Raw genomic sequence first — 24,079 nt, 5'->3', positions numbered from 1 at the left:
GCCACGTGAACCCCACCTACGCCGTCCCCGCCGTCGCCCTGGTCGTCGTCGCGACCGTCCTCGTCGGCGCCTTCGGCCTGCGCATCTCCCGCACCACCTCCGACTTCTACGTCGCCTCCCGCACCGTGGGCCCCCGCCTCAACGCGGCCGCCATCAGCGGCGAGTACCTCTCCGCCGCCTCCTTCCTCGGCATCGCGGGCCTGGTCCTGGTGCAGGGCCCGGACATGCTCTGGTACCCGGTCGGCTACACCGCCGGCTACCTGGTCCTGCTGCTGTTCGTCGCCGCCCCGCTGCGCCGCTCCGGCGCCTACACGCTGCCCGACTTCGCCGAGGCCCGGCTCGCCTCGCAGGCCGTGCGGAGGCTGGCAGGGGCCTTCGTCGTCGGCGTCGGCTGGCTCTATCTGCTGCCCCAACTCCAGGGCGCCGGACTGACGTTGACGGTGCTGACCGGAGCGCCGGACTGGCTCGGCGGGGTGATCGTCGCGGTCGTGGTGGTGGCCACCGTCGCGGCCGGCGGCATGCGCAGCATCACCTTCGTGCAGGCCTTCCAGTACTGGCTCAAGCTCACCGCGCTCCTGGTCCCCGCGCTGTTCCTGGTGCTGGCCTGGCAGGGCGACGGGCGACCCCGCGGCGCGTTCGAGGAACCGGCCACCCTCCGCGAGCAGCGCGTGGTCCGCGTCGACGACAGCCTCGACCTGAAGCTCCACCGCCCTCTGACGGTCACCGTCAGCGGCCGGGTCGACGGGCGGCCGTACCGGGCGGAGCGGCTCAGGCTCCCGGCCGGCACCCACCGCATCGAGCGGGGCACCCGGCTGACCCTCGACGCGGGAGCAGCCGTCCCGGCCGCCGACCGCGCCGTCACCGGCGGCATGTCGACCTCCCTGGCCGCGGGGCGGGAGGAACGCCCGCTGTACGCCACGTACGGACTGATCCTCGCCACCTTCCTCGGCACCATGGGCCTGCCGCACGTCGTCGTCCGCTTCTACACCAGCCCGCACGGTGTTGCCGCCCGCCGCACCACGGTGGCCGTCCTCGGCCTGATCGGCGCCTTCTACCTGCTGCCGCCCGTCTACGGCGCGCTCGGCCGGCTCTACGCCCCCGAACTCGCCCTCACCGGCGACGCGGACGCCGCCGTACTGCTGCTGCCCGGCCGGATGATCGGCGGCCTCGGCGGCGACCTGCTCGGCGCCCTGGTGGCGGGCGGCGCCTTCGCCGCGTTCCTGTCGACGGCCTCCGGGCTGACCATGGCCGTGGCGGGCGTGCTCACCCAGGACGTCCTGCCGACGCGGGGTGTGCGGCACTTCCGGCTCGGCACGGCCCTCGCCATGGCCGTACCGCTCGCCGCGAGCGCACTGGTCGGCGGGCTGCCCGTGGCCGACGCCGTCGGGCTGGCCTTCGCCGTCTCCGCCTCCTCCTTCTGCCCGCTGCTCGTCCTCGGCATCTGGTGGCGCCGGCTGACCCCGCCCGGCGCGGCCGCCGGCATGCTGGTGGGCGGCGGCTCCGCGTTCGTCGCCGTGACCGCCACCATGGCGGGCTTCCCCGGCACCAGCCCGCTGCACGCCCTGCTGGCCTGGCCGGCGCTCTGGTCGGTGCCCCTCGGCTTCCTCACCATGATCCTGGTGTCGCTGGCCACCTCGAACCGGGTGCCGGCGGGCACGGCGGCGATCCTGGCCCGGTTCCATCTGCCCGAGGAACTGTGGGCGGAGGCCAAGACGTGAGCGGGTTCCTCGCCGGCCTGTGCGTGGCGGTGCTCCCGCTGCTGGCCGCCGGCTTCTGGCTGGGCCGGCGCACCGCGCGCCCCGAGAGCCTCGGCGGTCTCGGCACCCCGGTGGAACACGCCACCTTCGAGACCCTGCACACCGCCTCCCTCGCCGCGCCCCCGCTGCGCGCGGGCCTCACCGAGGAGACGGCCGGCCGCTCCGCGCGCCGGCTGCGCTCCCTGCTCGGCACGGACGCACTGTGCCTGACCGACCAGCAGGACGTGCTGGTCTGGGACGGCGTCGGCGACCACCACCGCACCGAGATCATGGAACGCCTCGCCGGACCGCTGGAGACCGGCCGGGGTGAGGCCGTACGGCTCACCTGCGACACCCCCGACTGCCCGGTCCGCTGGGCCGTGGTCGCCCCGCTCACCGTCGACGACCGCGTCCACGGAGCCCTCGTCGCCTGCGCGCCCCGCGAGTCCGCCGTCCTGGTGCGGGCCGCCGGGGAGGTCGCCCGCTGGGTCTCCGTCCAGCTGGAGCTGGCCGACCTCGACCGGTCCCGCACCCGGCTCATCGAGGCCGAGATCAAGGCCCTGCGCGCGCAGATATCCCCGCACTTCATCTTCAACTCGCTCGCGGTGATCGCCTCCTTCGTGCGCACCGACCCCGAGCGCGCCCGTGAACTGCTCCTGGAGTTCGCCGACTTCACCCGCTACTCGTTCCGCAGGCACGGCGAGTTCACCACGCTCGCCGACGAACTGCACGCCATCGACCAGTACCTCGCGCTGGTCCGCGCCCGCTTCGGCGACCGGCTCTCCGTCACCCTGCAGATCGCCCCCGAGGTGCTGCCGGTGACCCTGCCCTTCCTGTGCCTGCAGCCCCTCGTCGAGAACGCCGTCAAGCACGGCCTGGAGGGCAGGACCGAGCAGAGCCGCATCAGCATCACCGCGCGGGACAGCGGCGCGGAGGCCCTGGTGGTGATCGAGGACGACGGCGCGGGCATGGACCCCGAGGCGCTGCGCCGCATCCTGGCGGGCGAGGTCAGCCCGTCGGGCGGCATCGGGCTGTCCAACGTCGACGACCGGCTCCGGCAGGTCTACGGCGACGACCACGGCCTCGTCATCGAGACGGCTGTGGGGGCGGGCATGAAGATCACCGCCCGGCTGCCGAAGTACCAGCCGGGGGTGCACTCGGCGCCGCGGCTCACCGGCGGATGAGCCGCGGACCGCCCGCCGTCGCACGGGCCGGACACCCCACCGGTCGGGCACCCCGCCGGTGAGGTGTCCCACCGGTCAGGTACTGCGTGTGGCGACCATCCCGAGGGTGAGCAGACCCAGCACGACCCAGCCGAACCACAGCCAGCCGTTGCTGCCGAGCGCCACCGTGTAGGCCGTCACCACGACGAGTCCGCCGACGGTGAGCACCCCCATCGCCTTCGTGGAACCGTTCGTGGAACCGGGCATCGCGGCACCCTCCTCATGGCTCGTTCCCTCCATGGTGCCCCGGTTCCGCCCGCGGGCGGCGCGGACGGCCGAAATCCGTCCCGGACAGGCGGGTGCGGGGCGAGCCGGAGTGGTGTCCCGGCGTACGGCAGCGGTACCGCCGAACGGGTGATTCGAGACCCGGGGGAACAGGGGGGAAGGGGCGCCGGTCAGTTGCCGCGGGCGTTCAGGGAGGCCAGATAGGCGTTGTACGCCTCCAGCTCCTTGTCACCGTCGCGGTCCGCGGCCCGGTCCTGGCGCTTGGCCTGCCGCTGCTCCGAGCCGTACCACTGGAACAGCAGCGCGATCAGCACCAGCACGGAGGGGATCTCGCTGAACGCCCAGGCGATGCCGCCCGCCGCGTTCTGGTCGGCCAGCGCGTCGATGCCGAGCGAGGCCGGCGGGTTCTTGTACGTCGCGACCAGCGGCTCCGACGCCATCATCAGGGCGATGCCGAAGAACGCGTGGAACGGCATGCCCGCGAACAGCTCCAGCATCCGCATCAGGTAGCCGGGCCTGTTCGGGCCGGGATCCACGCCCATGATCGGCCAGAAGAAGACGACGCCGACCGCGAGGAAGTGCACCATCATCGCGATGTGCCCGGTCTTCGAGCCCATGAGGAAGTCGAAGATGGGCGTGAAGTAGAGGGCGTAGAGACTCGCGATGAACAGCGGGATGGTGAACGCGGGATGCGTGATGATCCGCATGTAGCGGCTGTGCAGGAACATCAGCAGCAGCTCGCGCGGTCCCTTGCGGCGGCCCCGCCCGGCCGGCGGCAGCGCGCGCAGCGCCAGGGTGACCGGCGCCCCGAGCAGGATCAGGATCGGCGACAGCATGCTGATGATCATGTGCTGCACCATGTGCACGCTGAACATGACCATGCCGTAGTCGTTCAGCCGGGTGCACATCACGAGCGCGACGGTCAGCACCCCGACGACGAAGGCGATCGTACGGCCCGCCGACCACGCGTCCCCGCGCCGCCGCAGCCGCACCACGCCCCAGCCGTAGAGGCCCAGGCCCAGCAGGCAGGCGACGAGGAAGAACGGGTCCGCGGACCACGTGAGCCCGCGTCCCAGCGTGAACGGCGGCAGATCCATCGTCATGCCGTGCCCGCTGTGATCCATCCCGCGGCTCCTGGTTCGTGCGCAATGTGCTGTCTGTCCGGACCCAGACTAGGACCGGCCCCGACCGCACTCACGACCGGGGTCGGCCGCGCCCCGCAGGGGCCACGGCGCACGCGCGGGCAGCTACCGGATCGGCGGGCGAGCGCTCACAGGACGCACTCCGCCTCCTCGTACCGCTCGTCGGGGACCGTCTTCAGCGTCTCCACGGCCTCCGCCAGCGGCACCATCCGGATGTCCGTCCCGCGCAGCGCGGTCATCTTGCCGAACTCACCGCGGTGCACCGCCTCCACCGCGTGCCACCCGAACCGCGTCGCCAGCACCCGGTCGTACGCCGTGGGCGTCCCGCCCCGCTGGACGTGCCCGAGGATGACCGGCCGGGCCTCCTTGCCGAGCCGGTGCTCCAGCTCCAGGGAGAGCTGGCGGGCGATCCCGGCGAAGCGCTCGTGGCCGTAGACGTCCTTGGCGCCCTCGTCGAAGGCCATGCTGCCGGCCACCGGCTTGGCACCCTCGGCGGCGACGACGATCGCGAACCGCTTGCCGGCCTCGAACCGGGCGCCGACCCGCGCCGCCAGCTCCTCGATGTCGAAGGGCCGCTCCGGTACGACGATGGCGTGGGCGCCGGCCGCCATGCCGGAGTGCAGCGCGATCCAGCCGGTGTGGCGGCCCATGACCTCCACGACCAGGACCCGCTGGTGCGACTCGGCGGTGGTCTTCAGCCGGTCCAGGGCGTCCGTGGCGACGCCCACGGCCGTGTCGAAGCCGAAGGTGACGTCGGTGACCGCGATGTCGTTGTCGATGGTCTTCGGCACGCCGACGATGGGCAGGCCGCTGTCCGCCATCAGCCGGGCCGCCTTGAGCGTGCCCTCACCGCCGATGGGGATGACCGCGTCGAGGCCGAGCTCCTCGACATGGCCCCGGGCCCGCTCCACGCCGTCCCGCAGCTGCGAGGGCTGGACCCGGGAGGAACCGAGGATGGTGCCGCCGCGGGCGAGGATGCCGCCCACCGCGTCGAGGTCGAGCTTGAGGTAGTCGCACTCCAGGAGGCCCTTCCAGCCGTCCCGGAAGCCGATGACCTCATCGCCGTGGTCGACGACGGCACGGTGCACGACGGACCGGATGACGGCGTTCAGGCCGGGGCAGTCGCCGCCGGACGTGAGGACACCAATGCGCATAGCCCGAAACAACCTTCTCAACGTGGGCCGGGGACCGGACCACGCTGTCCGGCCGGATTCCCGCCACCCTAGCGGCTGAGGGGTGCCTCGCCGAAGCGTCCGTCCGCCTGCTGGACGCCCCCGCTCACCTGTGCGGACCCGCCGTCAGACGGGCTGGTGGCGCCGACGGGGCGAACGGGTGAACAACGCTCCGCGCGCGTCTCAGGCGGGCTGCTCCGCCGCCGCGATGCGCTCGCTGCGCAACGAGTCGTACCAGCGGTCGTCGGTCGGCGGCAGCGCGTTGACGTCCAGGGCCAGCTTCAGCAGCAGGTCCGCGAGCTGCGGGTTGCGCGCGAACACCGGACCGTGCATGTACGTGCCGAAGACCGTGTCGTTGTACGCGCCCTCCGTGCCGTCGGACGTGCCGTTGCCGTTGCCGAAGCGCACCTTGGCCAGCGGGCGGGCGGTGGGGCCGAGGTGCGTGACGCCCTGGTGGTTCTCGAAGCCGGTCAGCGGGGGCAGACCCAGCCGCGGGTCGATGTCGGCGAGCACGTCACCGACGCACCGCTGGCCCTCGCCGCGCACCGACACCACGTCGAGCAGACCGAGGCCGGGCTCGCGCTGGCCGAGGTCGTTGATGAACTCGTGGCCGAGGATCTGGTAGCCGGCGCACACCGAGAAGACGATCGCGCCGTTCGCCGCGGCCCGCTGGAGTCCGCCGTCGCGGCGCAGCCGCTCGGCCGCGAGCCGCTGCGGCCGGTCCTCACCGCCGCCGATCAGGTAGATGTCGGCGGAGGTGGGGATCGGCTGGTCGCTGCGCACGTCGAGGCGGGCCACGTCGAGGCCGCGCTGCCGGGCCCGGCGCTCGACGACCAGGACGTTGCCCTGGTCGCCGTAGGTGCTCAGCAGGTCGGGGTAGACCCAGACGACCCGCAGGCTGTTGTCGCTCATGAAGTCATCGTCCTTCTTGTCACTCAGTTGCCGACGCGGCGGCGCAGGTCCTGGAACGCGGTGTAGTTGGCGATGACCTCGATCCGGCCCGGCGGAGCCGCCTGGACCGCCTGTTCGAGGTTCTCGCACACCTGGAAGTGCTGGTTCGCCACCTCGAGGCGCACCGCGAGGTCCAGCTTCCGGTCGCCCAGGACGAGGATCGGGTGGCCGGTCAGGCGCGTGTAGTCGACGTCCCACAGCCACGAGGTGTCGGTGCCGTCGGCGCCGCGCGCGTTCACCGAGAGGATCACCGGGGTCGGCGGCGGGTCGATCAGGCTGAACGTCTCCAGCCAGCCGGCCGGGTTCTTGGCGAGCAGCAGCCGCAGGTCGCGCTGCATGAACTGGACCACGTCGTAGCGGCCGGCCACCGCCTGCACCTGGTACATGCGCTCCAGGGCCACCTGGGGCGGCACGCCGAAGACGGCGGCGACGGCGGCCGAGGAGGCGGCGTTCGCCTTGTTGGCGCGGCCAGGAAGCTGGAGGTGGATCGGCCAGGCGGAGCCGTGCGGGTCCAGGACGTGGTCTCCGGACAGCGCCCAGCTCGGCGTCGGGCGGCGGAAACCGCACTCGCCGCAGAACCAGTCGTCACCGGGACGCTGCATCACACCGCCGCAGGAAGGGCACGACCAGGCGTCGTCCTTCCACATCTGCCCGGCAGCGACCCAGATCACGTTGGGGGAGGAGGAGGCGGCCCACACGACGAGCGGGTCGTCGGCGTTGGCGACGATGACGGCCTTGCAGCCGGCCAGCCCCTCACGCCAGTGCTCGGCGAGCATGCGGGTCTCGGCGGCGCGGTCCAGCTGGTCGCGCGAGAGGTTCAGCAGCGCGATGCACTTCGGGTCGGTGTCCCGGGCGACGCCCGCCAGGTACTTCTCGTCGACCTCGATGACGCCGTACCGCGCCTCCGAGCTGCCCGCCAGCGCCGAGGTGATGCCGGCCGGCATGTTGGCGCCGAGCGCGTTGGACACGACCGGTCCGGCGGCGCGCAGCGCCTCGGCGATCAGCCGGGTGGTGGTGGTCTTGCCGTTGGTCGCCGACACGAGCACGACGTCCAGGTTCTGGGCGAGCCGCGCGAGGAGGTCGGGGTCGAGCTTGAGCGCCACCCGGCCGCCGATCACCGAACCGCTGCCGCGCCCGGCGGCGCGTGAAGCCGCCGCGACCGCTTTGCCCGCGGTCACGGCCAGCTTGGCCCGCGGCGTGAGCGGGTCCGAGTTGCCTGACATCAGTTCTCGATCCTCCTTGCGTACGCGCCGCGCCTCTGCCTGACGGCAACGTGGTGGTGGTCAGCCTATCGAGATCCATTCGCTCTCCCGAATCCCGGCACCGTCCTAACCGGCGCGGCGGGCCAGGTGAGCGGGGGACCGTACCCTTGCCGTCATGCGAAACGGCCCTATTCCGGGCGCCCGCGGGCGTGTCCGGCCCCTCGTCCTGCTCGGTGACGCGACGTTGCGTGAGCCCTGCCGAGAGGTTACGGAGTTCGGTCCCGAACCGGCCCGTCTCGTCGAGGACTTGTTCGCGACCATGTACGCCGCGCAGGGAGTCGGTCTGGCCGCGAACCAGATCGGCGAGCCCTGGCGGGTGTTCGTGTTCGACTGCCCCGACGACGAGGACGTGCGCCATCTGGGGCATGTGGTGAACCCGCGCCTGGTGGTGGCCGACGGGCTGGTGCTGCGCGGGCCGGAGGGCTGTCTGTCCCTCCCCGGCCTGGAGGCGGGGACCGAGCGCTACGACCACGCGGTGGTCGAGGGGTTCACGGTGACCGGGGAGCCGGTCACCGTGCACGGCACGGGGTTCTTCGCGCGCTGCCTCCAGCACGAGTGCGACCACCTGGAGGGCCGCCTGTACGCGGACCGTCTGTCGGGCCGCCGCCACCGGCGCCTCATGCGGCAGGTGCGGCGGGCCTCCTGGCACGGCTGAGCCGACCGTCACGCGAGGCGCGGGGCCGGTCGCGGTCAGCCCACGGGTGGGACCGGCCGGTCCGGCCGCGCGGTGACCGTCAGAAGCCGGGCCCGCCGACCTTGTCGCCCGCCGCGGCCAGCCGCCCCCACAGCAGGTCGGCCAGGCTGCGCACCAACTCCGCGCGGGTGCAGGGGCGTTCACCGAGCCACCAGTCACCGGCGGCGTGCATCATGCCGACGATGCCGTGTCCCCAGACCCGGGCGAGCTGCTGGGTGCCGGGGCCGAGGTCGAGCCGCTCCTCGATGACCTGGGCCAGTTCCTCGCCCATCCGCCGCAGCAGGGGCGCGGAGTGCTTGCCGACGTCGAAGCCCTGCTCGCCGGGGTTGCCGTCCGCCGGATGCATCAGGAAGCGGTACACCTGGGGGCGCAGTTCGATCGCCGCGAGGTAGGTGTCGAGGGTGGCCTCCACGCGTTCCCGCCGCTCGGCCGGAGCGTCGAGGGCGGCCCGCAGCGAGGCGAGCAGCGCGTCGGTGTGCCGGGTGGCGAGAGCCGCGTACAGTCCGCTCTTGTCACCGAAGTGCCGGTACAGGATGGGCTTGGTGATGCCGGCCTCGGCGGCGATGGCGTTCATGGAGGCCTGCGGGCCGTCGCGCAGCACCACCCGGTCGGCGGCCTCCAGCAGTTCGCGCCGTCGGCGGTCGGCGGACCTCTGCTGCTCGGTCCGCTGCGTGGTGTCCATGTGCTCTCCCCACCCGTGCTGATTCGGTGACGCCTGCGCAAACTAACACTCAACACCCTCCTGACATCGAACGGGCTACCGAGGGGACATCTGGAGTTGACATTTCCTACTGGCCGGTAACAGACTACTGTTACCGCAAGTAACACGCACGTGCGCCACCGCTGGAGGGGACATGGCCGAGTTCACCATGGAGCTCAACGACGAACAGAAGGAGGTGCGGGACTGGCTGCACGGCTTCGCCGCCGACGTCATCCGCCCCGCCGCCGCCGAATGGGACGAGCGTGAGGAGACTCCCTGGCCGGTCATCCAGGAGGCCGCGAAGGTCGGCATCTACTCGCTCGACTTCTACGCGCAGCAGTACTTCGACCCCACCGGCCTCGGCATCCCGATGGCCATGGAGGAGCTGTTCTGGGGCGACGCGGGCATCGCCCTGTCGATCGTCGGCACCGGCCTCGCGGCCGTCGGCGTCCTCGCCAACGGTACCGAGGAGCAGGTCGGCACCTGGATCCCGCAGATGTACGGCGACGCCAACGACGTGAAGGTCGCCGCCTTCTGCTCCTCCGAGCCCGACGCCGGCTCCGACGTCGCCTCGATGCGCACGCGTGCCGTGTACGACGAGGCCAAGGACGAGTGGGTGATCAACGGCACGAAGACCTGGGCGACCAACGGCGGCATCGCCAACGTCCACGTCGTCGTCGCGGTGGTCGACGCGGAGCTGGGGTCGAAGGGCCACGCCTCCTTCATCGTGCCGCCCAACACCCCGGGCCTGTCCCAGGGGCAGAAGTTCAAGAAGCACGGTATCCGTGCCTCGCACACCGCCGAGGTCGTCCTGGAGAACGTGCGCGTTCCCGGTTCCTGCCTGCTCGGCGGCAAGGAGAAGCTCGACGAGCGCCTCGCCCGGGCCCGCGAGCGGGCGAGGACGGGCGGCGAGCGCGTGAAGAACGCGGCGATGGCCACCTTCGAGGCCTCGCGCCCGGCGGTCGGCGCGATGGCGGTGGGCACCGCCCGGGCCGCCTACGAGGTCGCCCTCGACTACGCCCGGACGCGCGAGCAGTTCGGCCGCCCGATCATCGACAACCAGGGCGTGGCGTTCCAGCTGGCGGACATGGCCACGTCCGTCGACGCGGCCCGGCTGCTCGTCTGGCGCGCGTCGTGGATGGCGATCAACGGCAGGCCGTTCAAGGCGGCCGAGGGGTCGATGTCCAAGCTGTTCGCGAGTGAGACCGCGAAGAAGGTCACCGGCCAGGCGATCCAGATCCTCGGCGGCAACGGCTACACCAGGGAGTACCCGGTGGAGCGGATGCACCGGGACGCCGCCATTTACACCATCTTCGAGGGCACCAGCGAGATCCAGCGCCTGGTGATCGCCCGCACCGTCTCGGGCATGCCCCTTCGCTGACGCGCCCCGGGTGCACCACCCTCAGGGCGGGCCGGCCGGGCTCGCCCTGAGGGCTGCCCCTTAGTCCCCTGGGGGGTACCCCGGCCGGGGGCTGGGGGAGTGCCGTAGCCGTCGTCGCGCGCCCGCCGGGGCTACGGGACAGCCCTCAGGGTGTGGTCCCGCTGCTGTGGGCGATGCACGCCACGTCGATCCGGTCGGCCAGCTTCGCGAGTTCGATCGTCAGGGTGGCGACCGTGTCCTCGTCGAGCCCCTCCTGCCCGGCCTCCACGAGATGCAGCCACCGGCCGCCCACCGTGCGGAGCAATTTGCTCACGTCGGCCGCGGAGACCTGCAAGGTACCGCGGTCGTCGACGATCAGAGGCAGTGTCACTTCGCGGTTCACAAAGGGGATCGTAGCCGCGGAAGGCTCACGCTCCGTGCCATACGGTGGTGATGTTGCAGAACTCGCGGATTCCGTGCCCGGACAGCTCACGGCCGTACCCGGACCGCTTCACCCCGCCGAACGGCAGGGCCGGATGCGAGGCCGTCATGCCGTTCACGAACACCCCGCCCGCCTCCAGATCCCGTACGAAGCGCTCGACCTCGGCGTCGTCGCGCGTCCAGACGTTGGAACTCAGGCCGAACGGCGAGTCGTTGGCGATCAGCACGGCCTCGTCCAGGTCGCCCGCGCGGTACAGCGTGGCCACCGGGCCGAACGCCTCCTCGCGGTGGACGCGCATCTCGCGGGTGATGCCGGCGAGGACGGTCGGCGGGTAGAACCAGCCGGGCCCCTCGGGCCGCTCACCGCCGCACAGCACGGCCGCGCCGCTGCGCCTGGCGTCGTCGACCAGTTCCTCCAGGTCGGCCCGGCCCTGTTCGCTGGCCAGCGGACCGACGTCCGTCTCCTCGTCCAGCGGGTCGCCGACCCTCAGCGCCGCCATGCCCCGCGTGAAGCGCTCGGCGAAGGCGTCGTAGACGTCCGTGTGGACGATGAAGCGCTTGGCCGCGATGCACGACTGCCCGTTGTTCTGCACCCGCGCGGTCACCGCGACCTGCGCGGCCCGGTCCAGGTCGGCGGACGGCATCACGATGAACGGGTCGCTGCCGCCCAGTTCCAGCACCGTCTTCTTGACCATCTCGCCGGCGGTGGAGGCGACCGCGCGGCCCGCGGGTTCGCTGCCGGTGAGGGTGGCCGCCCTGACCCGCTCGTCGCGCAGGATCTCGTCGACCGCCGCGGAGCCGATCAGCAGCGTCTGGAAACACCCCGCGGTGAAGCCCGCCCGGTGGAAGAGGTCCTCCAGGTAGAGGGCGGTCTGCGGCACGTTCGAGGCGTGCTTGAGCAGACCGACGTTGCCCGCCATCAGGGCGGGCGCCGCGAACCGGACCACCTGCCACAGCGGGAAGTTCCACGGCATCACCGCGAGCACCGGGCCGAGCGGCCGGTAGCGGACCAGGGCGCGGGAGGCGCCGGAGTCCTTCACGTCGGCCGCGGCCGGCTCCTCGTCGGCGAGGAGTTCCTCGGCGTGCTCGGCGTACCAGCGCATCGCCTTGGCGCACTTGGCGGCCTCCGCGCGGGCCTGCTTGACCGGCTTGCCCATCTCGGTGGTCAGGAGCCGGCCGACCTCCCGCTCGTCCTCCGCGAGGAGATCGGCGGCCCGGGTGAGGAGGCGGGCCCGTTCGGCGAACGCGGTCGTGCGGTACGTGCGGAAGGTGGCCTCCGCGAGCTGGAGCCGGCGTTCGATCTCCTCGTCGCCCATGGCCTCGTACGTCTTGAGCGTCTCGCCGTTCGCCGGGTTCACCGTCGCGATGGGCATGACTGACCTCCTGGGAGCGGACTGTGCTTCGACCTTCCCGCGCGGCGGTGGCGACCGCAACGCGGGTACGTCTGCAACGGGTACACGTGTGTCTCAGCCCGAGTGCTCCGCCAGCCGGTCGAGAAACGCCGTCTGCGCGCCGACGACCACCTCGCGAGCCCGGTCGAGGCCGAACCACGCCACCCGGTCGAGCTCGGGGAACTCCTGCGTGCGACCGGACCGCGGCGGCCACTCCATCCGGAACGTGCCCGGCTCGATCGTCGCAGGGTCGAGGTCGGCCTCGACCGCCCAGGCCGTGACGGTCTTGCCGCCCGTCTGCCGGACCTCGCCCAGCGGCAGCGCCGGGCCGTCGGGAGGCGCGAGGCCGAGCTCCTCGCGGAACTCACGGCGGGCCGCGTCGAAGGCCGGCTCGTCGGGCTCGTACTCGCCCTTGGGCACCGTCCAGGCTCCGGCGTCACGGCGGGCGTAGAACGGGCCGCCCATATGGCCGAGCAACACCTCCAGGCCGCTTTCGGTGTGGCGGAACAGAAGCAGGCCCGCGCTCCGCCGCGCCGTCACGGCCGCACCTGCGGGTGGGCGGCCAGCAGCGTCTCCACGGTGTCGGCGTCCTCGGGGCGTTTGTCCTCGCGGTAGCGGACCACGCGGGCGAAGCGCAGGGTGACGCCGGCCGGGTAGCGGGTGGACCGCTGCAGGCCGTCGTAGGCGATCTCCACGACGAGTTCGGGGCGTACGGTCACCACGTAGCCGCTCTCCTCGACGGCCAGTTCCCGCAGCCGGCCGGTCTGCCAGGTCAGCATCGCGTCGGTCATGCCCTTGAAGGTCTTGCCGAGCATGACGAAGGAGCCGTCCGCCGCGCGGGCGCCCAGGTGCAGGTTGGAGAGCTTGCCGGTGCGCCGGCCGTGGCCCCACTCGGCGGCGAGCACCACCAGGTCGAGGGTGTGCACGGGTTTCACCTTCAGCCAGGACGCGCCACGCCGGCCCGCGCTGTAGGGGGCGTCGAGGGACTTCACGACGACGCCCTCGTGGCCCCGGTCGAGGGTCTCGGCGAGGAACTCCTCCGCCGCGGCCAGGTCCTCGGGCCCGGACACCGGCGTGCGGCGCACCCGCATCGGCTCGGGCACCAGCCGGGCCAGCTCCGCGTGCCGCTGGTCGAAGGGCAGGTCGAGCAGGTCACGGCCGTCCACGGACAGCGTGTCGAAGAACACCGGGGAGACCGGGACCGCCTCGGCGGCCGTGGCCACGTCCACGCGCGAGCCGACCCGCCCCGCGGTCTCCTGGAAGGACCGCGGCCGCCCGTCCTCGCCGAACGCGATCACCTCGCCGTCGAGGATGAACCGCTCGCCGCTCAACCGCCGTGCCGCCGACGTCACTTCGGGCAGCCGGTCGGTGATGTCGTCGAGGGTGCGGGTGTAGACGCGCACGCTGTCGCCGTCGCGGTGCACCTGTACGCGGATGCCGTCCAGCTTCTCCTCGACCACACAGGTGCCGAGCTTCTCGACCGCCTCGGCCACCGAGGTGGCGCTGTGCGCGAGCATCGGCAGGACCGGGCGGCCGACCGTGAGCCGGAAGCGGTCCAGGGCGGCGGGGCCGTCGGCGAGCAGTGCCTGCGCGACGGTCTGCAGCGAACCCGCCAGCATCACCGCGCGCCGTACGTCCCCGGGCGGCGCCCCGGTCGCCTCGGCCAGCCCCTCCACGGCGACGGCGTCCAGCGCGCCCTGCCGGACCTCGCCGCTGAGCAGCCCGAGCAGGAACCGCTGCTCGTCGGCGGTGGCCGCGCCCATCAGCTCCCCGACCAGGCGCACCCGTTCGGCCTGCGATCCGGCGCCCGAGAGCCCGCCCAGCCCGGTCAGCCGGGCGTCCACCTCGCGGACGGTCAGGGACGGTTCGGCGGCCGGCTCCACGGCGCGGCTGAGCACCTTCCAGCCGACGCCGAGCCGCCCCTGGGGCAGCCGTCCGGCGAGGTAGGGGATGACGATCGGGGCGTCCTCGGCCTCCGCGTCCCGGAAGAGCTCGGCGAGCAGCGCGATCTTCCGGGACCGCGCCGAGGTGGCGGCCACCTCCTGGGACACCTGGGCCAGCCGGGTCAGCAGCATGCAGTCATGGTGCACCGCTGACGGGGGGTCTACACCCGGACAGATCCCTCCCGCGCCTCCACGAGCGCGTCGAGGTCGGTCATCAGCAGGTCGCCGTTGATCGTGGCGCCGGCCCGGTACCCCAGGCCGGCGGCGTTCACGACCTGCTCGGCGAAGCCGCTCGCGTTGCCCGCGGCCCACACGCCGGGCACGGTGGTCAGGCCCGTCGCGTCGATCACGGGATAGCTGCCGAACGGGGTCTCCTCCAGTTCGGCGCCGAGCTTCTCCAGCAGCCCGGTCCGCGGGACGGCGCGGGGCGCCACGAACAGCACCTGGCGGTCGTGGGCCATGCCATCGGCGAGCCGGACTCCGGTGAGCCGGTCGTCCTCGACCACCAACTCCGTGACCTCGCCCGGTACCACGGCGACCCCGGCAGCGGCGAGTCTGCGCAGGTCCTGGTCGGACAGCTCCTCCTCGGTGACCCGGTGCAGGAACAGCGTCACGTCCTTGGACCACTGGGAGACCATCAGTGCCTGGTGCACGCTCATCGGGGTGGTGGCGAGCACGCCGAAGGCCCGGTCCCGGACCTCCCAGCCGTGGCAGTACGGGCAGTGCAGCACGTCGCGTCCGAAGCGCTCGGCGAGTCCGGCCACCGGGGGCAGCTCGTCCCTGAGGCCGGTCGCGATCACGAGCCGCCGGGCGTGCACGCTGCGCCCGCCCGCGAGCCTCACGTCGAACTCACCGGCCGGATCCCGGGCCGCGTCCACCGCCCGGTCCCGGACCAGCTCGACGCCGTAGCGTGCGATCTCCTCGCGGCCGGCCGCGAGGAACCCGGCCGGCGGCATGCCGTCCCGGGTCAGGTAGCCCTGCAGGTGGGCGGCGGGCGCGTTGCGCGGCTCACCGGCGTCGACGACCAGGGTGCGGCGCCGGGACCGGCCGAGGACCAGGGCGGCGGACAGGCCGGCCGCGCCGCCTCCGACGACGACCACCTCGTAGTTGTCCCGTGCCCGCGTGGGCTGTGTTCCGGTCATGGTGACCACCTCCACCGACAAGGTCGCCCACCTCTGCCGGGTTGACAAACTACTTTGCCGAAACTGCAATGGAGTCCATGAGTGGTGAGAACGGTGACGACACGGACGAGGTGCTCGCGGAGGTGGGGCCGCGGCTGCGGCGCATCCGCAAGGAGCGGGGAGCGACGCTGGCCGGGCTCTCCGAGGCGACCGGGATCTCGGTGAGCACCCTCTCCCGGCTGGAGTCGGGGCTGCGCAGGCCGAGTCTGGAGCTGCTGCTGCCGATCGCGCGCGCCCACGAGGTGGCGCTGGACGAACTGGTGGGCGCGCAACCGGTGCGCGATCCGCGGGTGCGGGCCGCCCCGATCTGCAAGCACGGGCGGACCCACTGGCCACTGACCCGTCAGCCCGGCGGTCTGCAGGCGTTCAAGGTGCTGGAGCCGCAGCGCGACGAGGAGCCGGAGCCGCGGACCCACGAGGGTTACGAGTGGCTGTACGTGCTGTCCGGGCGGCTGCGGCTGGTGCTGGGCGAACACGATGTCGTGCTGTCGGCGGGGGAGGCGGCCGAGTTCGACACCCGGGTGCCGCACTGGTTCGGGTCCACGGGGGAGGGGCCGGCGGAGTTCCTGAGCCTGTTCGGGCCGCAGGGGGAGCGGATGCACGTCCGGGCCCGCCCGAGGAAACGTGGCGGAGACGACTGACTCCGGGCGGCCCCGGCTGTTCCCTGATCGGCAAGCGACCGCTTAGTATGCGCTCGAGCCCGGTCAGACGAAGCAGTCCCGTGGAGGCCCCCCATGCAGGCATGGCAAGTGCACGAGAACGGCGAGCCGAGCGAGGTGATGCGCCTCGCCGACGTGGCACAGCCGGTGCCCGGCGACGGCCAGATCCTGCTCAGGGTGCGTGCCGCGAACATCAACTTCCCGGACGTGCTGATGTGCCGGGGCCAGTACCAGGTCCGGCCGCCGCTGCCGTTCACGCCCGGCGTGGAGATCTGCGGCGAGACCCCGGACGGGCGCCGGGTCATCGCCAACCCGGCGCTGCCCCACGGCGGCTTCGCCGAGTACGCCGTCGCGGACGCCGCCGCCCTGCTGCCCGCGCCCGACTCGCTGGACGACGCCGAGGCCGCCGCCCTGCACATCGGCTACCAGACGGGCTGGTTCGGCCTGCACCGGCGGGCCCGTCTGGAGGCCGGCGAGACCCTGCTCGTGCACGCCGCCGCCGGAGGGGTCGGCAGCGCGGCCGTCCAGCTCGGCAAGGCGGCCGGCGCACGGGTCATCGGCGTGGTGGGCGGCGCCGACAAGGCCGCCGTCGCCCGCGAACTCGGCTGCGACGCGGTGATCGACCGGCGCGGCGAGGACGTCGTCGCCGCCGTGCGGGAGGCCACCGGCGGCAGGGGCGCCGACGTGATCTACGACCCGGTCGGCGGCGACGCCTACACCCAGTCCGCCAAGACCGTCGCCTTCGAGGGCCGCATCGTCGTCGTCGGCTTCGCGAGCGGCACGATCCCCAGCCCGGCCCTCAACCACGCCCTGGTCAAGAACTACGCGATCCTCGGCCTGCACTGGGGTCTGTACGCCACCAAGAACCCGAAGCTGATCCAGCACTGCCACGAACAGCTCACCGAGCTGGCCGCGCGGGGCGCGATCCGGCCGCTGGTGAGCGAGCGCGTGCCGCTCAGCGGGGCCGCGGCCGCCGTCCAGCGCGTCGGCGACGGGGTCACCACCGGCCGCGTCACCGTGCTGCCCGGCCTCGAGAACGGAGCCGCCGCATGACCGACGCCGACGAACTGCGCCGCCGCACAAGGGAGTTGCTGGCCGCGCACCCGCCCGCTGAGACCGGCCGGCAGGACTTCCTCACCGCCCGCTTCGACGCCGGCCTGGCCTGGGTGCACTACCCCGAGGGCCTCGGCGGACTCGGCGCCCCGCGCTCCCTCCAGGCCGTCGTGGACGCCGAACTGGAGGCAGCCGGCGCCCCCGACAACGACCCCCGGCGGATCGGCATCGGCCTCGGCATGGCCGCCCCGACCATCCTCGGCTACGGCACCGAGGAGCAGAAGGCCCGGTTCCTGCGGCCGCTGTGGGTGGGCGAGGAGGTCTGGTGCCAGCTCTTCAGCGAGCCGGGCGCCGGGTCCGACCTCGCCGCACTCGGCACCCGGGCCGTCCAGGAGGGCGACCACTGGGTGGTCAACGGGCAGAAGGTGTGGACCTCCAGCGCCCATGTCGCGCGCTGGGCCATCCTCATCGCCCGCACCGACCCGGACCTGCCCAAGCACCAGGGCATCACCTACTTCGTCTGCGACATGACCGACCCCGGCGTCGAGGTGCGGCCCCTGCGGCAGATCACCGGTGAGGCCGAGTTCAACGAGGTCTTCCTGACCGACGTCCGCATCCCGGACGCGCACCGGCTCGGCGCGGTCGGGGACGGCTGGCGGGTCGCCCAGACCACCCTCATGAACGAACGCGTCTCGATCGGCGGCATGCGCCTGCCCTGCGAGGGCGGCATGATCGGCCCGGTCTCCAGGACCTGGCGCGAGCGCCCCGACCTGCGCACCCACGACCTGCACCAGCGGCTGCTCGGCCTCTGGGTCGAGGCCGAGGTCGCCCGCCTCACCGGCGAACGGCTGCGTCAGCAGCTCGTCGCCGGCCAGCCCGGCTACGAGGGCTCCGGCATGAAGCTCGCGTTCGCCCGCCTCAACCAGGAGATCAGCGGCCTGGAGGTCGAACTGGGCGGAGAGGAGGGCCTGCTGTACGACGACTGGACCATGCGCCGGCCCGAACTCGTGGACTTCACCGGCCGGGACGCCGGCTACCGCTACCTCCGCTCCAAGGGCAACAGCATCGAGGGCGGGACCAGCGAGGTCCTGCTGAACATCGTCGCCGAACGCGTCCTGGGCCTGCCCGCCGAGCCGCGCACCGACAAGGACGTCGCCTGGAAGGACCTCGCCCGATGAGCACACCGCCCGACCTGCTGTACTCCGAGGAGGAAGAGGCCCTCCGCGCCGCCGTCCGCGACCTGCTCACCGACCACTGCGACGCCCCCGGCGTGATCGCCCGCACCGAGTCCGACACCCCGCACGACCTGTCGCTGTGGAAGGCGCTCGCCGAATCCATGGGCCTGGCCGGCCTGTTGGTGCCCGAGGCGCTCGGCGGGCAGGGTGCCACGCACCGCGAGGCCGCCGTCGTTCTGGAGGAGCTGGGCCGCGCCGTCGCCCCGGTGCCGTATCTGACGAGCGCGGTCGTGGCCACCGAGGCCCTGCTCGCCTGCGGGGCCGACGACCTCCTCGCCGAGCTGGCCTCCGGCCGGACGATCGGCGCCCTCGCCGTGGCGCTGCACGTCGCCCCGGGTGGTGCCTACCGGACCGTACGCCACGAAGACGGCGTGCTGCACGGGCGGTTGACGGGGATCGCCGACGCTCTCGCCGCCGACGTGCTGCTGGTGCCGGCCGAGGACGGTGGGCTGTACGCGGTCGGCGCGGACGCCGTGACGCTCACCCCGCAGGTCTCCCTCGACCTGACCCGGCCGCTCGCGACGCTCACCCTGGACGGGGCGCCGGCCCGCCGGCTGGGCGCGGCAGAACCCGCAGTACGACGCGCCCTGCGGGCCGGCGCCGGACTGCTCGCCGCCGAGCAACTGGGCGTCGCCGACTGGACGTTGACGGAAACCGTCCGCTACCTCAAGGAACGCAAGCAGTTCAACCGGCCGGTCGGTGGCTTCCAGGCGCTGAAGCACCGGCTCGCGCAGCTGTGGCTGGAGGTCGTCAACCTGCGCGCGGCTGCCCGCAACGCCGCCGACGCGCTCGCCCGCGACGAGGACGCCGACGTGGCGGTCGCCGTGGCGCAGGCCTACGCGGCGTCCGTCGCCGTCCACGCCGCCGAGGAGGCCGTCCAGTTGCACGGCGGCCTCGGCATGACCTGGGAGCACCCGGCCCACCTGTACCTGAAGCGGGCCAAGGCCGACTCGATCGCCTACGGCACGGCGGGCGCCCACCGCGCCGAACTGGCCGACCTGATCGACCTCCCCGCCCCCTGACGTACACCTGGGCAACGCCCGCGAGAAGCCCGCCCCACCTGGGGCGGGCTTTCTCGTGTGCCCCGCCCGGACGAAGTGAACTCGTGACGGCGGACCGGACAACTCCCCGAAAGACGCCCCTTCCCGGGCCCCCGCGGATCGCATACTCGCTGAGGTTCCCCACGACCCCACCAGGGAGGCAGAGCATGGCACTCACCACCCGTCGCAGAGCCCTCAGCACCCTCGGCGCAGCCCTCGCGGGCACGGTCGCCCTGCCCGCCGCACGCGCGGCGGCGGACGAACACCCCCGCGGCACACAGCCGTTGTGGCGCGCCCACGCGCACAACGACTACGAGCACCCGCACCCCCTGCTCGACGCCCTCGGCCACCGCTTCGGCAGCGTCGAGGCCGACATCCACCTCGTCGGCGACCAGCTCCTCGTCGCCCACGACCCGGTCGACCTCGACCCGTCCCGCACTCTCGAATCCCTGTACCTCGACCCCCTTGCCGCCCGCGTCCGGGCCAACGGCGGTTGCGTCTACCGGGGTTACCACGAGCCCCTGCAACTGCTCATCGACATCAAGACCGAGGGCTCCTCGACCTACCTCGAACTCGACCGCCACCTCCGTCGCCACCGGCACCTGTTCACCACCTACGCCCACGGCCGCGTCCGCCCCGGACCGGTCACCGCCGTCATCTCCGGCGACCGTGCCGCCCGTGTCCCCATGGAGGCCCAGACCGTGCGCCGGGCCTTCTTCGACGGCCGCCTCGCCGACCTCGGCAGCTCCGCGCCCGCCTCCTTCGTCCCGCTCATCTCCGACAACTGGACGCTCAACTTCACCTGGCAGGGGGAGGGCGCGTTTCCCGACGCCGAGCGGCACAAGCTGCGCGGCATCGTCCAGGCCGCGCACCGGCGCGGACAGCGCGTTCGCCTGTGGGCCACCCCCGACCTCGCGGGCCCGGCCCGGGACGCGGTCTGGGCCGAGCTGCTCGCCGCCGGAGTCGACCACCTCAACACCGACGACCTCGCCGGACTCGAGACGTTCCTGGACACGCACCGGTAACGCACAGACACCACACGTTCGGAGGACAGGTCAGCCGCCCGGACGAACCCTCCGCTACGCCACACTTACGGCCGAACGCCGCGAAGTGGACGTGGCGGAGGAGGTTGACGATGGCCATTTCCATCTCTGTGGTGCTGCTGCTCCTGATCCTGGCGGTGATCTTCCTGCGCAGCGGCGGACTGAAGGTCTCCCACGCCCTGGTGTGCGGGCTGCTCGGTTTCTACCTGGCGAGTTCGAGCATCGCCCCCACCATTCACAGCGGCGTCTCGACGACCGCGGACATCGTCAGCGGTCTGAGACCGTGAGTGCGGGCGGCCTCACGGCGTGGAGAACACCCCGATGCCGTTCGGGACGGGGCGTTCCGCGCCGCCGCTGGGATGGTTGCGCACCGACACGGCGCTCGCGCCGGGCGCGCGGGCGACCAGCGTCGTCGATCCGCCGCCGTCCAGGCTGAACGCGTCGACCGAGCCCAACGTCCGCATGACGGCCGCCACTTCGGCGATCGTCAGGCCGCTCCGGTAGGCGGGGGCGCCGTCCACGGCGAGCAGGAGCAGACGCCGTCCGCCGTCCGCGACGCCCACGGCGGTGCGCACGGCCGAGACCGCGCCGTCCAGACCGGGCAGTGGCCGTCCTCCTCTGAGCACCGGGTAGCCGCCGAGCGCGAAGCGGTACGGCACGCGTGACGCGGACGGCACCAGGCGGTAGCGGACCTTGACGGCCTGGCCGGTGGAGAACCCGCGCAGGCGTCGCGCTCCCGCCTCCCGGCCGACGAGCACCGTCGTGCCGGCGGCGACGGGACCGCTGCCCGGTGTGCCGGCGGTGGACACGACCCGGCCGCCGCGGACGGTCACCTCGTAGGTGTCCGTACTGCAGGGCGCGGCCCGGTCCGTGTCCGTGCCGCAGGTCGCGCGGACCCGGGAGGCGGCGCCCCAGCGGGAGGTGAAGGCGCCGACCGATCCGACCGGCAGCGCGTACTGGTTCACTCCGGCGAGCGGCAGCCGCCCGGCGGAGGTGCCGACGGTGCCGGCGAGGGTCAGGCTGTCCAGCCGTGCCCGGCCGTCGGCGCCCACGCCGATCACGTTCCTGGTGTTCGTACCGGGCGGCAGGGCGGGGCCGAAACGCTGGCCGTCCGGCACCGCCGCCTTGAGTACGTGTCCGTTCGCGATCGCCGGTCCCACGGTCGCACCGGTCGCCTCGACGCCCGGGTGCTGGGTCTCGGTGATGTCGAAGAAGTCGCCGTTGACCCCGGCCACCGCGCCCTGCGCGTCGGCGAGTCGGGAGACCGCGGCCCGCGCGGCGACCGCCCCCGGATACAGCAGACCGAGGCGCACGCGCCTCTCGCGCAGGTCGACGCTCAGCACGTGGACGTGCGTGGGGCCCTTGGCCGCCCGCAGGTCGAACTGCCGGTAGTCGACACCCGGCGCGACCCTGACCGCTCCCCGCGCGGCGGCGGCCGGTGTCGCGCCCACGAGGCCCGCACCGGCCAGCGTGCCGAACGCCGCGAGCAAGGTCAGGACCGATCTGGTGTGCTTCGCCCGCCTCTGACGACGCGTCACATGTCCCCCTGATGTCTCGTCAACTGTTCCAGGACTCAGGGGAAGTGCACCAGACGGCGGGGTCCGGCGGGGTGGCTAGCCGTCGACGACCCGCGAACGGGTGAGGAAACGCACCCCCTCGGGTGCTTCGAGGGAGAAGCCGCTGCCCCGGCCCGCGACGACGTCGACGATCAGCCGGGTGTGGCTCCACACCTCGTACTGGCTCCTGGACATCCAGAACCCCACCGGCTCCGGCACCCCCTCGACGTCGAGCTCCGCGAGCAGGACGTCCGAGTCGCCGGTGCGGAACTCGCCCTCCGGGTAGCACATGGGGGCGCTGCCGTCGCAGCAGCCGCCGGACTGGTGGAACATCAGGGGGCCGTGCGTCTCGCTGAGCCGGCGCACCAGCAGGGCTGCGCCGGGGGTGAGTTGCACCCATGGGACGTCCTCGTCGCCGTCGGTGCGCGGGGATTCCGCCTGCATGCCGTCCGTCCCCCTCCAGTCGCCGGAACCTGGTCACCGGCCGTGTGCCGGCCCGTGACCAGGGCATCAGACGGAACGTTGCGACACGGTTGCGCGCGGGTCGGCGTACGGCGTGAGCGACAGCGTTGTTGAGCCGGCGGAGTCTCCCGTGGATGCTTGCGGGGTGAACGAGCACAGCGCATTCGTGCTGCGAGAACTCCAGGCTCTGGATTCCGCCCCGCGCGCGGACGTCCTTCGCGTCCTGGAGTGCGTCGTCCGGGACCTGCCCGCCCACTGGCGGCGCCGCACGGGCGTACCGCAGCTCATGGTGCACCTCGACGGCCCGCGGGACGCGCGGATGGAGCGGACCACTCTGCGGGAGCTCTCCGAGCACGGGTATCTCGACGAGTTCAGCCGCTGGATCAGCGGCGTCCCGGCGGCCCTGGCCAGGGAACACGGCTGCGCCGCCGTGGTGTTCGGCGACCGTATCCACGCCAGGATCAACCGGATCGGCCCCTACGGCTCGGGCTGGCACCTTCCCGACACACACATCATGGTCCGCGTCGTCCACCGCGACCTGCGCATGCCCCCTGCCTTCTCGCTCACCTTCGACGTCACGGGCCGGCTCTTCCCCCGGCTCGTCTTCCACGACTGGGTCTTCGACGCCCTCGCCCGCGCACGGCAGAGCTGACCCGACCCCGTCACCCGGAGACCGAGGAATCCGTGGGTCAGGCACCCGTCCCGCCATAATCGGACCATGGGAAAGAGCTACGAGCGGATAGACGGCAGACTGCGTGACTTCATCGAGGCGCAGCACATCTTCTTCACCGCCACGGCGCCGCTGGACGGCGACGGCACCATCAACCTTTCACCCAAGGGCCTCAACGGATCGTTCGCCGTACTCGACGAACTCACCGTCGCCTACCTCGACTTCGCGGGCAGCAACGCCGAGACCATCGCCCATCTGCGCGAGAACGGCCGTATCACCCTGATGTGGTGCGCCTTCGACGGTCCGCCCAACATCGTGCGGGTGCACGGCCGCGGAGAGCCCGTCTTCCGCGACGACGCCCGCTGGCGCGACCTGATGGCGCACTTCCCGGGCATCGACCCCGCCCTCCACGGACTGCGCGCGATCATCGTGGTGAGCGCGGAGAAGATCCGCGACACCTGCGGCTACGCCGTCCCGTTCATGACCTACGACGAGGACCGGCCGCTGCACGCGTCGCGCTTCGCGCGCGAGAGTGACGACACGCTCGACGCGTACTTCCAGAAGAAGGAACACATCGCGACGAGCATCGACGGGCTACCGGGTCTGCCCCTGCCGTTGCCGCCACTGTCACGTATCGAGTGACACCCCCGCGCGCACCCTTTCAGCCGCGGGCCGAGGAGGGTCCGGGGGCCGGTGGGTGGAGGTGCGGGTTCCGCTGCTTCACCGGGCCCCGGCCAGGGGTCCGGGTGCCCGGAAAGGTGTCGGTTACACCCTTTTTCGCCGCAGGGGATGTTCTGGTGGCGGGCATGGCTGCGGGCCCCGGATGTCTTCCGGGGCCCGCAGTGTGAGGTGCGCTGGTCGCTGGGTTACCAGCGATACCAGCGGCCCTTGCGGCCGCCGGTGTCCGCCGAGCGCATGACGAAGCCCAGCAGCCAGACGA

25 protein-coding genes are annotated in these 24,079 nt (G+C 72.6%); 12 read left to right on the top strand and 13 right to left on the bottom strand.

The features are described 5' to 3' along the window. The first annotated feature begins 5 nt into the window (after positions 1-5). A complete protein-coding gene (locus ABZT03_RS13060) occupies positions 6-1,718 on the top strand; it encodes a cation acetate symporter (RefSeq protein ID WP_356037692.1) in 1,713 nt (570 codons plus the stop codon). Further along, positions 1,715-2,920, top strand: coding sequence for a histidine kinase (locus tag ABZT03_RS13055; RefSeq protein WP_356037689.1), 1,206 nt, complete (start codon positions 1,715-1,717; stop codon positions 2,918-2,920). Before ABZT03_RS13060 ends, ABZT03_RS13055 begins: the two co-directional genes overlap by 4 nt. A 75-nt stretch (positions 2,921-2,995) precedes the next feature. On the opposite strand, the gene ABZT03_RS13050 is transcribed toward ABZT03_RS13055, so the two are convergent. The 5 genes from ABZT03_RS13050 to ABZT03_RS13030 form a co-directional block, all read right to left on the bottom strand. Beyond that, the gene (locus ABZT03_RS13050) at positions 2,996-3,166 is read right to left on the bottom strand and encodes a hypothetical protein (protein ID WP_356037686.1); all 171 of its coding nucleotides are present in this window, start codon (positions 3,164-3,166) and stop codon (positions 2,996-2,998) included. A 188-nt stretch (positions 3,167-3,354) separates the two neighbouring features. Continuing rightward, positions 3,355-4,308, bottom strand: coding sequence for a cytochrome c oxidase assembly protein (locus ABZT03_RS13045; RefSeq protein WP_356037683.1), 954 nt, complete (start codon positions 4,306-4,308; stop codon positions 3,355-3,357). A gap of 146 nt (positions 4,309-4,454) precedes the next feature. Next, on the bottom strand, positions 4,455-5,480 hold the full coding sequence (locus tag ABZT03_RS13040; protein WP_356037680.1) for a 6-phosphofructokinase: 1,026 nt from the start codon (positions 5,478-5,480) through the stop codon (positions 4,455-4,457). A gap of 201 nt (positions 5,481-5,681) precedes the next feature. Continuing rightward, complete coding sequence (locus ABZT03_RS13035) at positions 5,682-6,410, bottom strand: glutamine amidotransferase (RefSeq protein ID WP_356037677.1); 729 nt, start codon at positions 6,408-6,410, stop codon at positions 5,682-5,684. Between the two features lie 23 nt (positions 6,411-6,433). Beyond that, positions 6,434-7,672, bottom strand: coding sequence for a MurT ligase domain-containing protein (locus ABZT03_RS13030; protein ID WP_356037675.1), 1,239 nt, complete (start codon positions 7,670-7,672; stop codon positions 6,434-6,436). Positions 7,673-7,826: 154 nt separating this feature from the next. Here ABZT03_RS13030 and def point away from each other — a divergent pair, with 154 nt between their 5' ends. Further along, positions 7,827-8,366: a peptide deformylase gene (gene def / locus ABZT03_RS13025; protein ID WP_356037672.1), complete on the top strand. Its 540-nt coding sequence runs from the start codon at positions 7,827-7,829 to the stop codon at positions 8,364-8,366. A 79-nt stretch (positions 8,367-8,445) separates the two neighbouring features. Here def and ABZT03_RS13020 read toward each other — a convergent pair whose 3' ends face one another. Beyond that, on the bottom strand, positions 8,446-9,087 hold the full coding sequence (locus ABZT03_RS13020; protein ID WP_356037668.1) for a TetR family transcriptional regulator: 642 nt from the start codon (positions 9,085-9,087) through the stop codon (positions 8,446-8,448). Between the two features lie 172 nt (positions 9,088-9,259). Between ABZT03_RS13020 and ABZT03_RS13015 the strand changes: the two genes are divergently transcribed. Then, on the top strand, positions 9,260-10,486 hold the full coding sequence (locus tag ABZT03_RS13015; protein ID WP_356037665.1) for an acyl-CoA dehydrogenase family protein: 1,227 nt from the start codon (positions 9,260-9,262) through the stop codon (positions 10,484-10,486). A gap of 145 nt (positions 10,487-10,631) precedes the next feature. On the opposite strand, the gene ABZT03_RS13010 is transcribed toward ABZT03_RS13015, so the two are convergent. From ABZT03_RS13010 to ABZT03_RS12990, 5 genes are all read right to left on the bottom strand, one after another. Continuing rightward, a complete protein-coding gene (locus ABZT03_RS13010; protein ID WP_356037662.1) occupies positions 10,632-10,868 on the bottom strand; it encodes a DUF6213 family protein in 237 nt (78 codons plus the stop codon). Positions 10,869-10,893: 25 nt separating this feature from the next. Continuing rightward, on the bottom strand, positions 10,894-12,279 hold the full coding sequence (locus ABZT03_RS13005; protein WP_356037660.1) for an NADP-dependent succinic semialdehyde dehydrogenase: 1,386 nt from the start codon (positions 12,277-12,279) through the stop codon (positions 10,894-10,896). Between the two features lie 93 nt (positions 12,280-12,372). Further along, on the bottom strand, positions 12,373-12,837 hold the full coding sequence (locus tag ABZT03_RS13000) for an NUDIX domain-containing protein (protein WP_356037657.1): 465 nt from the start codon (positions 12,835-12,837) through the stop codon (positions 12,373-12,375). Beyond that, positions 12,834-14,372 (bottom strand): ATP-dependent DNA ligase, encoded by a 1,539-nt coding sequence (locus ABZT03_RS12995; protein ID WP_356037654.1) that lies wholly within the window; start codon positions 14,370-14,372, stop codon positions 12,834-12,836. Before ABZT03_RS12995 ends, ABZT03_RS13000 begins: the two co-directional genes overlap by 4 nt. A gap of 29 nt (positions 14,373-14,401) precedes the next feature. Beyond that, positions 14,402-15,382 (bottom strand): NAD(P)/FAD-dependent oxidoreductase, encoded by a 981-nt coding sequence (locus ABZT03_RS12990; protein WP_356037652.1) that lies wholly within the window; start codon positions 15,380-15,382, stop codon positions 14,402-14,404. Between the two features lie 77 nt (positions 15,383-15,459). Between ABZT03_RS12990 and ABZT03_RS12985 the strand changes: the two genes are divergently transcribed. From ABZT03_RS12985 to ABZT03_RS12960, 6 genes are all read left to right on the top strand, one after another. After that, positions 15,460-16,062, top strand: a complete 603-nt coding sequence (locus tag ABZT03_RS12985) for an XRE family transcriptional regulator (RefSeq protein WP_356037650.1) — start codon at positions 15,460-15,462, stop codon at positions 16,060-16,062. A 93-nt stretch (positions 16,063-16,155) separates the two neighbouring features. Next, a complete protein-coding gene (locus tag ABZT03_RS12980; RefSeq protein WP_356037648.1) occupies positions 16,156-17,133 on the top strand; it encodes an NADPH:quinone oxidoreductase family protein in 978 nt (325 codons plus the stop codon). After that, the gene (locus tag ABZT03_RS12975; RefSeq protein WP_356037646.1) at positions 17,130-18,311 is read left to right on the top strand and encodes an acyl-CoA dehydrogenase family protein; all 1,182 of its coding nucleotides are present in this window, start codon (positions 17,130-17,132) and stop codon (positions 18,309-18,311) included. The genes ABZT03_RS12980 and ABZT03_RS12975 overlap by 4 nt, the downstream gene beginning before the upstream one ends. Continuing rightward, the gene (locus ABZT03_RS12970) at positions 18,308-19,390 is read left to right on the top strand and encodes an acyl-CoA dehydrogenase family protein (RefSeq protein ID WP_356037644.1); all 1,083 of its coding nucleotides are present in this window, start codon (positions 18,308-18,310) and stop codon (positions 19,388-19,390) included. Before ABZT03_RS12975 ends, ABZT03_RS12970 begins: the two co-directional genes overlap by 4 nt. A gap of 185 nt (positions 19,391-19,575) precedes the next feature. Continuing rightward, the gene (locus tag ABZT03_RS12965) at positions 19,576-20,433 is read left to right on the top strand and encodes a phosphatidylinositol-specific phospholipase C/glycerophosphodiester phosphodiesterase family protein (RefSeq protein WP_356037642.1); all 858 of its coding nucleotides are present in this window, start codon (positions 19,576-19,578) and stop codon (positions 20,431-20,433) included. Between the two features lie 110 nt (positions 20,434-20,543). Further along, the gene (locus tag ABZT03_RS12960) at positions 20,544-20,738 is read left to right on the top strand and encodes a hypothetical protein (RefSeq protein WP_356037640.1); all 195 of its coding nucleotides are present in this window, start codon (positions 20,544-20,546) and stop codon (positions 20,736-20,738) included. Between the two features lie 12 nt (positions 20,739-20,750). Here the strand turns inward: ABZT03_RS12960 and ABZT03_RS12955 are convergent, their stop codons facing one another. Both ABZT03_RS12955 and ABZT03_RS12950 read right to left on the bottom strand, forming a co-directional pair. Further along, a complete protein-coding gene (locus ABZT03_RS12955; protein ID WP_356037637.1) occupies positions 20,751-21,989 on the bottom strand; it encodes a phosphodiester glycosidase family protein in 1,239 nt (412 codons plus the stop codon). A gap of 75 nt (positions 21,990-22,064) precedes the next feature. After that, the gene (locus ABZT03_RS12950; protein ID WP_356037635.1) at positions 22,065-22,451 is read right to left on the bottom strand and encodes a DUF779 domain-containing protein; all 387 of its coding nucleotides are present in this window, start codon (positions 22,449-22,451) and stop codon (positions 22,065-22,067) included. Positions 22,452-22,614: 163 nt separating this feature from the next. Between ABZT03_RS12950 and ABZT03_RS12945 the strand changes: the two genes are divergently transcribed. Next, complete coding sequence (locus tag ABZT03_RS12945; protein ID WP_356037633.1) at positions 22,615-23,121, top strand: hypothetical protein; 507 nt, start codon at positions 22,615-22,617, stop codon at positions 23,119-23,121. Between the two features lie 66 nt (positions 23,122-23,187). Continuing rightward, complete coding sequence (locus tag ABZT03_RS12940; RefSeq protein ID WP_356037631.1) at positions 23,188-23,781, top strand: pyridoxamine 5'-phosphate oxidase family protein; 594 nt, start codon at positions 23,188-23,190, stop codon at positions 23,779-23,781. Positions 23,782-24,079 lie beyond the last annotated feature (298 nt).

Origin of the sequence: Streptomyces sp. NPDC005574, from assembly GCF_040605435.1 — a bacterium.
Classification (GTDB): domain Bacteria; phylum Actinomycetota; class Actinomycetes; order Streptomycetales; family Streptomycetaceae; genus Streptomyces.
The sequence above is the reverse complement of the archived record's forward strand: the minus strand, read 5'-3'. Positions and strand labels throughout refer to the sequence as shown.